Origin of the sequence: Streptomyces sp. NPDC101490 (assembly GCF_044767145.1) — a bacterium.
In the GTDB taxonomy this organism is placed as follows: Bacteria; Actinomycetota; Actinomycetes; order Streptomycetales; family Streptomycetaceae; genus Streptomyces.
This window is the reverse complement of record NZ_JBIWNI010000003.1, coordinates 550649-562250: the sequence shown is the minus strand read 5'-3', so window position 1 is coordinate 562250 and position 11602 is coordinate 550649. Positions and strand designations below refer to the sequence as shown.

Genomic DNA, 11602 nt, shown 5'->3' with positions numbered 1-11602 from the left:
GATTGTGGCAGCGCGGGACGGCCCCGGGGGCGAGGGACGACGAGCTTCACCCTTGGCGCGTACGTCCGGTCGAGAGGTCCCGCGCGGTGAGGTCTCAGAGTCCGCACATGGACGTGTCGAGGACTCCGCCGAGCGCGCCGTAGGCGGCGCAGCGGACCGAGTGCCCCGCCCTGCGGCGGAGCCCGAAACCGACGAGGAACGGCGTCGGGAGAAGCGCGGTGAGAACCGCCCCCACGAGGACGCCGTAACCCACGTACACCAGGCACAGGGCGCCGGTCCAGAGGAGCGCCGGCAGGAGCGAGCCGCGCAGGACCGTCCAGAACCCGATCCGCGCCGGTCCCGGCGGCAGCACGCGGTTGTTCCACACCTCGATGTGATTCCTGGTCACGCAGTGTTCGGGTCGCATGGAGCCATCCCACCACCGGCGACTCGGAGCGCGCGCGGCGGCCCGGGGGCGTGCGGGCCCGGGCCCAGGGGCCCGCCGTAGTCTCGTCTGTGCGGTCTGTGCGGTCTGTGCGGTCTGTGCGGTCTGTGCGGTCTGTGCGGTCTGTGCGGTCTGTGCGGTCTGTGCGGTCTGTGTGGCCGGTCGTCCGGTCTCGCCGGTACGCCCGGTCAGCCTGGTCCGGCGACCGAGCCGACCTGAATCGGTCCCGGTCCCGGTCCCGCTCCCGATCCGGTCCCGGCGGGCGGGGCGAGGCCCGAGCGGCTCGTCATGACCCCGTCCCACCCGTCTCCCGGTTCCGGCCCGGCCGCGTGCTAGCCGCGTCCGATGTAGGGCATTCCCGTCGCCATCACCGTCGCGAACTGCACGTTCGCCTCCAGGGGCAGGGCCGCCATGTGCACCACCGTCGCCGCCACGTCCGCCGCGTCCATCACGGGCTCCGGCGCGAGCCGCCCGTCGGCCTGGAGGATGCCGGTCCGCATACGGACCGTCATCTCCGTCGCCGCGTTCCCGATGTCCAGCTGGCCGCAGGCGATCCGGTACGGCCGCCCGTCGAGGGACAGGGACTTGGTGAGGCCCGTCATCGCGTGCTTCGTCGCCGTGTACGCGATCGAGTGCGGGCGCGGTGCGTGGGCCGAGACGGAGCCGTTGTTGATGATCCGGCCGCCCTGTGGGTCCTGCTCCTTCATGAGCCGGAAGGCGGCCTGGGCGCAGAGGAACGCGCCCGTCAGGTTGACGTCCACGACCGTCCGCCAGGTGTCCGGGTCGAGGTCCTCGACCGGGACGCCGCCGCCCGCGAACGTACCGGCGTTGTTGAAGAGCAGGTCCACGCGCGCGTACCGGTCCCGTACCGCCCGGAACAGGTCCGCGACCCGTTCCGGAGAGGTCACGTCCGTCGGCACGACCAGGAAGTCGCCGTCCGGGGCGGCCGCGGCCGTCTCCTCCAGGGCCTCCGCCCGGCGTCCCGCGAGTGCCACCGACCACCCGGCCGAGGCCAGGGCGAGCGCCACGCTCCGGCCGATCCCCGACCCCGCTCCCGTCACCACTGCGATGCTCATGGCCGGGCAGCGTACGCGAGACGCGCGTCGAGTGGAATCACCATTCCGTCAGGCGGATGTTCGGAGCCCGACGCCGAACGGGACCCCCGGCCGTCCGGCGCGAGGGGTACGCGGCTGTGCCGTATGCCTTACGGCCCCCGAGTCCCTCACAGGCACCAGGACCCCCTCCACGGCCCCGTCCCCTGAAGCGCTCCCTAGGGCCCGTCTGACAATTCCCGCCTGCCTCACGACGCCATGCACGCACTCTCGGCGCACCGGCCCCAGACCCACGTACGTCCAGTACGAGGGCCTGGGGCCGGCACGCCGAGAGCACGCACCTGACGCCGCGCGGCCGCCCTGCGGGCGACGACGGGAATTGTCAGACGGGCCCTAGAACCCTCCCGCCTCCTGCGGATAGCGGACGCCGATGCGGGTGCGGATCGCGTCGAGGGTGCGCATCACCGCGAGCGAGCCGTCGAGCGGGACGAGCGGGGACTCCGTCTCGCCCGCGCGCAGACAGCGCATCACCTCGGCCGCCTCGTGCCGCAGGGAGTGCGGGTCGTCGCCGGACACGAACTCCTCCGGTTCGTGGCCGTGCCTGCGCAGGGTGAAGCGCTCCGGGTAGAAGAAGCCGCGCGGGACGTCGATCCGGCCCAGCGAGCCCGTCACCGAAGCCGTCAGCGGGGTGTCCGCCACGATCGAGCAGGACAGGAGCGCGGAGGCGCCGGTGTCCGCCCAGCCGAGGAGCACGCCCGTGTTCAGATCGACGCCCTCGGGGGAGAGCAGCGCGTGGGCGTGGACCGTGTCCGGCTCGCCCAGGAGCAGCTGCGCGAACGACACCGGGTACACCCCGAGGTCCAGCAGCGCCCCGCCGCCCACGGCCGGGTCCCGCAACCGGTGGTCGGGCGCGAACGGGCCCGCGAGCCCGAAGTCCGCCTGCACCGTCCTGACCTCGCCGATCGCCCCGTCACGTACCAGTCCGGCGAGCCGGCGGACCAGCGGGCTGCAGTACATCCACATGGCCTCCATCAGGAGGACGCCCCGCTCACGGGAGAGCGCGACGAGCTCCGCCGCCTCGCGGGCGTTCAGGGTGAGGGCCTTCTCACACAGGACCGCCCGGCCCGCCGCGAGGGCGCGGCCCGCGGCCTCCCGGTGCGCGTGGTGGGGGGTGGCCACGTAGACCACGTCCACGTCGTCGTCGGCGAAGAGCCCGTCCCAGTCGCCGTACGCCCGGGGGATGCCGAACCGGTCGGCGAAGGACTTCGCCGAGGCCTCGGTGCGGGACGCCACGGCGACGACCTCCGCGCCGTCGAGCGCCAGCAGGTCGGAGGTGAACCGTTCCGCTATACCGCCCGTCGCCAGGATCCCCCAGCGAACTGTCTTCCCCATGTTCCCCACCCGTCCCACAGAGTTCCCGACCATGCCGGTCGAGCTGAGAGCATAGGCAAGGATTCAACGAATGGAGCCGTCGATGCCGGAGAGCGGTCAGAACACGACGCCGGGACACATAGCCACCGCCGCCCCGGCCCCCGGAAGCCCGGGAGGCCAGGCGGCCGAAGCGCCGGGGACCACCGCGACGGGCAGGACGCCCGGGACCACCGCGCCCGGCGGGACGGCCGGGACCACCGCGCCGACCGGGGCCACCGCCCCCACCGCGGCGCGCCGGACCGGCCTCCTCGTCACCCTCGTCCTGGGCGGGCTCACCGCCCTCCCGCCGCTCTCCATGGACATGTACCTCCCGGCCCTCCCGGAGGTCACCGGCGCACTGGGCGCCCCCGCCGCCACCGTGCAGCTCACGCTCACCGCCTGCCTCGCGGGCATGGCCCTCGGACAGCTCGTCGTCGGCCCCATGAGCGACAAGTGGGGCCGCCGCCGCCCGCTGCTCATCGGCATGGTCGTGTACGTCCTCGCCACCGCCGTCTGCGCCCTCGCGCCCACCGCCGAGCTCCTCATCGGCTTCCGTCTGCTCCAGGGCCTCGCGGGCGCCGCGGGCATCGTCATCGCCCGCGCGGTCGTCCGCGACCTCTACGACGGCGTGGAGATGGCCCGCTTCTTCTCCACCCTGATGCTGATCTCCGGGGTCGCCCCGATCATCGCGCCGCTCATCGGCGGCCAGATCCTGCGGATCACCGACTGGCGGGGCGTCTTCCACGTCCTCACCGTGATCGGCATCCTCCTCACCTTCGTCGTCTGGCGCTTCCTCGGTGAGACGCTGCCGCCGGGGCGCAGGCACGAGGGCGGGGTCGGCGAGGCCCTGCGCACCATGCGGGGCCTCCTTGCCGACCGGGTCTTCACCGGTTACATGCTGACCGGAGGGTTCGCCTTCGCGGCGCTCTTCGCGTACATCTCGGCCTCGCCGTTCGTCGTCCAGGAGATCTACGGTGCCTCGCCGCAGACCTTCAGCCTCCTCTTCGGCCTCAACTCCATCGGGCTCGTCGCCGTCGGCCAGGTCAACGGCAAGCTGCTCGTCGGCCGGGTCAGCCTCGACAAGGCGCTCGGCTGGGGCCTCGGCACCATCCTGCTCGCCGGAATCGCGCTGCTCCTGATGACCAGCGGAGTCTTCGGCGAGGTCGGGCTGGTACCGGTGGCCGCCGGACTCTTCGTCCTGATGTCCGCGATGGGCCTCGCCATGCCGAACACCAACGCCCAGGCCCTGATGCGCACCCCGCACGCCGCCGGGTCCGCCTCCGCCCTGCTCGGCACCACGTCCTTCCTCGTCGGCGCGGTGGCCTCCCCGCTGGTCGGCATCGCGGGCGAGCACACCGCCGTCCCGATGGCCGTCGTCCAGCTGAGCTGCGGCGTCCTCGCCGTCGCCTGCTTCCTGGGGCTGTGCCGTCCGTGGCAGACGGCCCGCACGAAGACCGTGACGGGGGCGTAGGCCCGGGCGGGGGCGGCCTCCCGGCCCACCGCCCGACGCCCGGCCGCTCCCGCCCCCCGGCCGCTCCCGCCACCAGGCCCGGCCGCCCGCCCCAGGCCCGGCCGCTCCCGGCCCACCCGCCGTACTCGTACGCGCCCCTCGTACGCGCCCCCGCGTGAGGGGCCCACCCGTGCGCGACCCCGGGCCGCCCCCGCCCGCCACCCCACCGGCCCGCCTAGACTGTCTCGGTGAACGTCTCCGCCCCCTCCGCCGACTCCCTGCGCGCCGCCCTCGCCGGGCTCCTCGACGGGCTGCCGCCCAACCGGGCCGCCCAGGCCGTCGAGCGGCTGATCGCCAACTACCGGGGCACCACCCCGACGGACGCCCCCGTGCTGCGCGACCGCTCCGACGTCGCCGCCTACGCCGCGTACCGGATGCCGGCGACCTTCGAGGCGGTACGCGGCGCCCTCGGCGCCCTGCGCGGGGCCGCGCCCGACTGGGAACCCCGTACCCACACCGACGTCGGCGGCGGCACCGGCGCGGCGAGCTGGGCCGTCGCCGAGGCGTGGGGGGAGCGACCGCCGCACACCGTCGTCCTCGACTGGGCCGAACCCGCCCTGGCGCTCGGCCGTGAACTCGCGGCCGGTGCCCTGGACGCCGAGTGGCGCACCGCCCGGATCGGCGGCGCGCTCCGCCTGGCGGACACGGACCTCGTCACCGTCTCGTACGTCCTCAAGGAACTCACCCCCGCCGACCGGACGGCGCTGGTGACCGAGGCGGCGCGGGCGGCCCGGACCGTGGTGGTCGTCGAGCCCGGCACGCCCGACGGGTACGAGCGGATCATCGCGGCCCGCACCCTCCTCGTCGACGCCGGGTTCACCGTCGCCGCGCCCTGCCCGCACAGCGGGGCCTGCCCGATCGAGCCCGGCACGGACTGGTGCCACTTCGCGGCCCGGGTCAGCCGGTCCTCGCTGCACCGGCAGGTGAAGGGCGGCTCACTGCCGTACGAGGACGAGAAGTACGCGTACGTGGCGGCGACCCGGTTCCCGGTGACGCCCGCCGTCTCCCGGGTCACCCGCAGGCCGCAGATCCGCAAGGGCCTGGTCCTGCTCGAACTGTGCGGCCGGGACGGCCTCGCCCGCGAGACGGTGACCAAGCGCCACGGCCCGCTCTACAAGCGGGCCAGGGACACCGGGTGGGGCGACACGTGGCCGCCGGAGGACACGGACTGAACGCCCTATCCGCCCCTCTGACCTGGGAGTTCGCCCGCGCGGAGAGGGGTCGGGTCCGTCCTTCCCGCGCGGGCGGGCGGCCTACGGGCGCAGCTCCTGGGTGCAGCACTTCACGCTGCCGCCGCCCTTGAGGAGTTCGCCGAGGTCCATCCCCAGGGGTTCGAAGCCGCGTCGGCGCAGCGGCTCGAAGAGGCCCACGGCCGCCTGCGGCAGCAGCACGTGACGGCCGTCGCTCACCGCGTTGAGCCCGAGGGCCGCCGCGTCCTCGGCCGACGCGATCAGCGCGTCCGGGAAGAGCCGGGCGAGCACCGCGCGGCTGCCGGGCGAGAAGGCGTCCGGGTAGTACATGATCTCGTCCGCCGCGTCGTCCAGGACGCACAGCGCGGTGTCCAGGTGGTAGTAGCGCGGATCCACGAGGTCCAGTCCGACGACCGGGCGGCCGAAGAACTCCTGCGCCTCGCCCTGGGCGAGCGGACTGGACCGGAAGCCGCGCCCGGCCAGGATCCAGGAGGCGGTGACGGCGAAGTCGCCCTCGCCCTCGTTGACGTGCTCCGGGACCCGGACGGCGTCCTCGGCCCAGCCGTTCCCGTGGAACCACTCCAGGTGCCGGGCGGCCTCCGCCCCGCGCTCCGGGTGGGCGAACCGCGCGCCGAGCACCCGGCCCCCGACGACCGTGGCGCCGTTGGCGGCGAAGACCATGTCCGGCAGGGCGGGATCGGGCACGAGCAGGTCGACGGTGTGGCCGAGCGCACGGTAGCGGTCGCGCAGGTCCTCCCACTGGGCGAGGGCGAGCGGCAGGTCGACCGGTTTCGTGGGGTCCATCCACGGGTTGATGGAGTACGTCACCGAGAAGTGCGCGGGTGGGCACATCAGGTAACGGCGGGGCGAGGGCGTGCGCGGGGTGGTGCGCAAGGAGGGCTCCTCACGGACGGGCGGACGGAAGGGCCGGTGGGCGGAGGTTCCGCCGGATCGGTGGACCCCATGGTCCGCCTTCGGAGCCGCGCGCGCTGTGGACCGTTCGGGTGGTTCACCGCCACCCGGTCCGGTACGGGACCGGGCCCCTCCGCCCGTAACGGACCGGGCTTCTCCGCCGGTACGGCACCGGACCCTCCGCCGGTACGGCATCGGCCCCTCCGCCCGTACGGCACCCATCTCAGCGAGACGCTGCGTCTCGTCCGCTGGTAGATTGGCTCCATGTCCGACACCAAGGCTCCCGACGCCTCACGCCGCAGCGAGCGTTCCCGACGTGCCATCTTCGACGCGGCCCTCGCGCTCGTCTCCGAGAGCGGCTTCGCGAAGACGACCGTCGAGGGCATCGCCGCCCGCGCGGGCGTCGGCAAGCAGACCATCTACCGCTGGTGGCCCTCCAAGGCGGCCGTGCTCCTCGACGCCTTCCTCGACCTCCAGGACCGGGCGGCCGAGGCCCACGGCGACGACGCCGGGAGCGGCGGCATCCCCGACACCGGGGACCTCGCCGCCGACCTCCGGTACGTACTGCGCGCCACCGTCGACGAGCTGAACGACCCCGCCGTCGACGGCCCCACCCGCGCCCTCGCCGCCGAGGGGGTCGTCGACCCCGAGCTGGGCGCCCGCTTCACCGAAGCCCTGCTCGAACCCCAGCTCCAGCACTACGTCCGCCGTCTGGAGGCCGCGCGGGCCGCCGGTGACATCGACCCGGACGTGGACCCGCGCACCGCCCTCGAACTCCTCGTCGGCCCGCTCCACCACCGGTGGCTGCACCGCACCCTGCCGCTGACCCACGCCTACGCCGACTCCCTCGTCGACCTCGCCCTGCGCGGCCTCGCGCCCAGGCCCTGACGCGTCCCGCGGTACCCCGGTTCCGCACTCCGGTCACCCGGGGCGCAGGATGGTGGGACCATGGGCAGAGCCGAACGGGCGAGCATGAGGTGTGAGGGGATAGATGGGCGACGGCATCGGCCGCTACCGCGGCACGGAGAGCAAACTCGCACAGTGGCTGCGCAGGCGCCCCGCGCGCACCGCGGCCCCCGACGGGAACGACCGCGAGAAGCTGCTCCTGGCCGTCGCCGCCGCGGGCATGCCCCTGGCCCCCGCCGCGTACCCCGTCGGCTACAGCTGCTCCTGTGAGCGGATCGGCTGTCCCACCCCCGCCCGGCACCCCGTCTCCTTCGCCTGGCAGACGCAGTCGACCACCGACCGCGCCCAGATCGAGCGCTGGGCGCGCAACGAGCCCGAGGCGAACTTCATCACCGCCACCGGCATGGTCCACGACGTCCTCGACGTGCCCCTCGCCGCGGGCCGCGCCGCCCTGGAGCGCCTGCTCGCCGAGGGCGTCGAGGTCGGCCCGGTCGCCGAGTCCGCCGACCCCGACACCGTCGGCGGCCGGATGCTCTTCTTCACCGCGACCCGGGGCACCCCCGAGGACGAGGACGAGTGGTGGCCGTGCGAGCTGGACTGTCATCCGGAGACCATGGACGAGCATCCGGGACTCCGCTGGCACTGCCGGGGCAGCTATGTGCTGCTGCCCCCGGCCCGCCTCCCCGGTGACGAGAGCGCCCACCCGGTCGTCGCCTGGCTCCGGGGCCCCGAGCACCCGCTGCCCGACCCGCTGAACCTCCTGGAGACCCTCCAGGACGTCTGCGCCCGCCATGTCGCCGAGCGCGAGGCGGACGGCGACGGCGGGCACTCCGACCACGAGATCGCCTGGCCGCTGACCCGCTGACCCGCTGACCCGCTGACCCGCTGACCCCACCGGGCCCACCTGACCCCACCGGGCCCACTTGGGTCCACGCGGTCCACTTGGCCCACCGGCGCGCACGGTTCGTCCACGGCCCGTCCGGTGGACGGTGACCGTCGCGCTACGAGCCCTGCGCCCCCACCACGCCCTGGAGCCGGGCCAGGACCGTGACCCCGTCCTGTTCCCGGCCGGCACCGCCCGCCGGACGCACCAGGGCCACCTGGTCGGAGACCCACTCCTTGGTGACGGTGTTCTTGACCTGACCGGTCAGCAGCGCCTTGACGTCGGGATCGACCTTCGGCCGGTAGCCCGCCGCCGCCGTCTGCCGCTCGAAGGACCGGGTGGAGAAGAAGACGAACGCGCCGCCGTCCTCCGTCCGCAGCCCGAACGGCGTGAAGTCGCCCCGGTCCGTGACCTGGTCCAGGAACTGGGTGGCGAGCCCCGGCCGCTGGGCCGCGCCCTGCCGCCGCTCCCGCAGCAGGGACGTGTGGGGCCCGGCGGCGAACGGCCCCGGACCGCCCTTCTGGAGGGCGGCGACGTACGCGGCGCCGAGCTTCCCCGGCGCGACCGCCAGACCCCCGGCGTCCGCCGCGACCGGCACCGCGAACCCGCCCTCCTCGGCGAACGCGGGCACCTGGGACGGCCCGAGGATCACCAGATGCCCGGCCTCCCAGGGCTGCCGGGGCCCGTTGCGCACGAAGAGCAGCAGCCAGCGCTGGTCGCCCGCGCCCCGGTCGACGTCCGTGTTGGGATCGGTGTCCGCGACGAACCAGCGCGGCCAGCCCGCCTTGCGGGGCAGGACGAACCGCGCGTCCGTCAGTTCCAGGGGCCGGTGGCCCGTGTTGCCGCCCGGCTGGGTGGCCGCCCGCGCCCGCAGCCCCGCCTGGTTGATCTCCCCGAGCGGACCGGTGACCCGGTTCGCGGACAGGGCGGGGTCGTTGGCCTTGTCGGCCCGGTTGTAGGCCGTGGTGAAGTCGGCGAGGGCCCGCGCCGCCTCGGCCTCCGTCGCCGGGGGCAGCAGCGCCAGCTCACCGTGGACGGTGACGCAGCCGCCCGCCGTCAGAGCCAGGACGACGGCCGTGGCCGCCGCGCCCGGGAGCCGTGTGTGCCGCCGCGCCGACGACCGCTCACGCGCTCGTTCCGGCGTTCGCCCCAGCCTCAGCCGTCTCATCGGTCGCCTTCTGCTTCTTCACCCGCGCGGACGGACCCGACCCTATCGGGGCGAGGAACAGCGCGAGCGTCGGGACCAGATACAGCGCCCACACCGTGACCTGGAGGACCGTCGGGTCCGGCTGGAAGTTGAACACGCCCTTCAGGAGCGTGCCGTACCAGCTGTCCGGCGGGATCGTCGCCGAGATATCGAAGGCCTTGTCCGCGAGACCGCCGAGGAAACGTGCCTCCTGGAGGTCGTGGACGCCGTACGCGAGGACGCCCGCCGCCACCACGACCAGCATCCCGCCGGTCCAGGTGAAGAACTTCGCCAGGTTGATCCGCAGCGCGCCCCGGTAGAACAGCCAGCCGAGCAGCACCGCCGTGAGCAGGCCCAGGAGCACCCCGGCCAGCGGCGCGTACGTGCCGTCGGAGGAGGCCCGTACCGACGCCCAGACGAAGAGCGCCGTCTCCAGGCCCTCGCGGCCCACCGCGAGGAAGGCCGTGGCGACCAGCGCGCCCGTGCCCATCTGCAGGGCCGCGTCCAGCCGTCCGTGCAGCTCGGACCTCAGGTGCCGGGCCGTGCGCCGCATCCAGAAGACCATCCAGGTCACCAGGACGACGGCGACGATCGACAGCGAGCCGCCGAGCAGTTCCTGCGCCTCGAACGTCAGCTCCTGGGAGCCGAATTCGAGACCCGCGCCGAAGGCGAGGGCGACGGCGACGGCCACCCCGATGCCGATCCAGATCGGCTTCAGGGCGTCCCGGCGGCCGGTCTTCACCAGATAGGCGATGAGGATGCAGACGACCAGGCTGGCTTCGAGGCCCTCGCGCAGGCCGATCAGATAGTTACCGAACACGTCGGTGCTCCTTCTCCGTCAGCTCCGTCAGGAGAACAGCGCCCGGCCCCACCAGTCGTCCTTGTCCCGGACTCCCGGCGGGACCGCGAACAGCGCCGAACCCACGTGCTGGATGTATTCGTTGAGGGCATCCGCGCGGGCCAGCGAGGTCTGCACGGGGATGAAACCGGTCCGGACGTCCTTCTGGTACGCCAGGAAGAACAGGCCCGCGTCCAGGCGCCCGAGACCGTCCGTGCCGTCCGTGAAGGAGTAGCCGCGGCGCAGGATCGTCGCCCCGGCGTTGGTGTCGGGGTGCGCCAGCCGGACGTGGGAGTCCGGCTTCAGCGCCTTCAGGAACGGCTCGTCGTGCTCCTTGGCCTTGCCGACGGCCGCGCCCTCCTTCTTGTCGCGGCCGAAGACGTCCTCCTGCTCGACGAGCGAGGTGCGGTCCCAGGTCTCGATGTGCATCCGGATGCGGCGGGCGACCAGGTACGAGCCGCCGTCCATCCAGGCGGCACCGCCCCGCGCGTCCTCGCCGGAGACCCAGACGTGCTCGTCGAGCCGCCCGGTCTCGGTGCCCGCGATGTTCCGGGTGCCGTCCTTGAAGCCGAAGAGGTTGCGGGGGGTCTGGGCGTCCGGGGTCGTCGAGGACGTCTTGCCGAAGCCGAGCTGCGACCAGCGCACCGCGACCTTGCCGAAGCCGATCCTGGCCAGGTTGCGGATGGCGTGCACGGCGACCTGGGGGTCGTCCGCACAGGCCTGGACGCAGAGGTCGCCGCCGCTGCGGGCCGGGTCGAGGTTGTCGCCGGGGAACCGGGGCAGCTCCACCAGGGCGCCGGGACGGCGGTCCTTCAGGCCGAAGCGCCCGTCGAAGAGCGAGGGGCCGAAGCCGAGGGTGAGGGTGAGCCGGGACGGCCTGAGGCCGAGGGCCTCGCCGGTGTCGTCCGGGGGAGCCTCCGGCAGTCCGCCGTACGCCCCCTCGCCGACCTCGGCACCGGCCGTCATCCGCTCGGCGGCCCGGGTCCAGTCCTTGAGGAGCCGGACGAGTTCCGCGCGGTCCTCCGTCGTCACGTCGAAGGAGGCGAAGTGCAGCCGGTCCTGGACGGCGGTGGCGATGCCCGCCTGGTGCGCCCCGTGGAACGGCACGGCCGCACCGCTGTCGGCCACCGGCACCGGGGTGTCCCCGCGGTGCACCAGGGCGGCGGCGCCCCCGGCGACGGCGGCACCGAGCGCGAGCCCGGCACCGCCCCAGCCGATGACACTGCGGCGGGAGGGCGCGGGCGCCCCGGCCGCCTCCGGTGCGTCCGTCTCGTCTGCCATGTCCGCAGTC

The 11602-nt window shown here is 74.1% G+C and carries 11 protein-coding genes; 4 read left to right on the top strand and 7 right to left on the bottom strand.

Annotated features, from left to right (window positions below):
- Positions 1–94 precede the first annotated feature (94 nt).
- The 3 genes from ACIRQY_RS10125 to ACIRQY_RS10115 all read right to left on the bottom strand — a co-directional run bounded on the left by ACIRQY_RS10125 (position 95) and on the right by ACIRQY_RS10115 (position 2868).
- Positions 95–406: a hypothetical protein gene (locus ACIRQY_RS10125; protein ID WP_403923460.1), complete on the bottom strand. Its 312-nt coding sequence runs from the start codon at positions 404–406 to the stop codon at positions 95–97.
- A gap of 350 nt (positions 407–756) precedes the next feature.
- Positions 757–1500 carry an SDR family oxidoreductase gene (locus ACIRQY_RS10120; RefSeq protein WP_403923458.1) on the bottom strand — a complete coding sequence of 248 codons (744 nt, stop codon included), beginning with the start codon at positions 1498–1500 and terminating at the stop codon, positions 757–759.
- A 369-nt stretch (positions 1501–1869) separates the two neighbouring features.
- The gene (locus ACIRQY_RS10115) at positions 1870–2868 is read right to left on the bottom strand and encodes a Gfo/Idh/MocA family oxidoreductase (protein WP_351779801.1); all 999 of its coding nucleotides are present in this window, start codon (positions 2866–2868) and stop codon (positions 1870–1872) included.
- 82 nt (positions 2869–2950) lie between these two features.
- Between ACIRQY_RS10115 and ACIRQY_RS10110 the strand changes: the two genes are divergently transcribed.
- Complete coding sequence (locus ACIRQY_RS10110) at positions 2951–4357, top strand: Bcr/CflA family efflux MFS transporter (protein WP_403923456.1); 1407 nt, start codon at positions 2951–2953, stop codon at positions 4355–4357.
- A gap of 227 nt (positions 4358–4584) precedes the next feature.
- Positions 4585–5568 (top strand): small ribosomal subunit Rsm22 family protein, encoded by a 984-nt coding sequence (locus tag ACIRQY_RS10105; RefSeq protein ID WP_403923454.1) that lies wholly within the window; start codon positions 4585–4587, stop codon positions 5566–5568.
- A gap of 81 nt (positions 5569–5649) precedes the next feature.
- Here ACIRQY_RS10105 and ddaH read toward each other — a convergent pair whose 3' ends face one another.
- The gene (gene ddaH / locus ACIRQY_RS10100) at positions 5650–6480 is read right to left on the bottom strand and encodes a dimethylargininase (protein ID WP_403923452.1); all 831 of its coding nucleotides are present in this window, start codon (positions 6478–6480) and stop codon (positions 5650–5652) included.
- A gap of 282 nt (positions 6481–6762) precedes the next feature.
- Here ddaH and ACIRQY_RS10095 point away from each other — a divergent pair, with 282 nt between their 5' ends.
- Together ACIRQY_RS10095 and ACIRQY_RS10090 are read left to right on the top strand one after the other, a co-directional pair.
- Positions 6763–7386, top strand: coding sequence for a TetR/AcrR family transcriptional regulator (locus ACIRQY_RS10095; protein ID WP_403923450.1), 624 nt, complete (start codon positions 6763–6765; stop codon positions 7384–7386).
- Between the two features lie 103 nt (positions 7387–7489).
- Positions 7490–8269, top strand: a complete 780-nt coding sequence (locus ACIRQY_RS10090; protein WP_403923448.1) for a bifunctional DNA primase/polymerase — start codon at positions 7490–7492, stop codon at positions 8267–8269.
- A 136-nt stretch (positions 8270–8405) separates the two neighbouring features.
- On the opposite strand, the gene ACIRQY_RS10085 is transcribed toward ACIRQY_RS10090, so the two are convergent.
- The 3 genes from ACIRQY_RS10085 to efeB are packed head-to-tail and all read right to left on the bottom strand — an operon-like array spanning position 8406 to position 11592.
- On the bottom strand, positions 8406–9455 hold the full coding sequence (locus tag ACIRQY_RS10085; protein ID WP_403923446.1) for a hypothetical protein: 1050 nt from the start codon (positions 9453–9455) through the stop codon (positions 8406–8408).
- A complete protein-coding gene (efeU, locus tag ACIRQY_RS10080) occupies positions 9412–10293 on the bottom strand; it encodes an iron uptake transporter permease EfeU (RefSeq protein WP_403923444.1) in 882 nt (293 codons plus the stop codon). The genes ACIRQY_RS10085 and efeU overlap by 44 nt, the downstream gene beginning before the upstream one ends.
- 27 nt (positions 10294–10320) lie before the next feature.
- Positions 10321–11592 (bottom strand): iron uptake transporter deferrochelatase/peroxidase subunit, encoded by a 1272-nt coding sequence (efeB, locus tag ACIRQY_RS10075; protein WP_403923442.1) that lies wholly within the window; start codon positions 11590–11592, stop codon positions 10321–10323.
- Between the last annotated feature and the right edge of the window lie 10 nt (positions 11593–11602).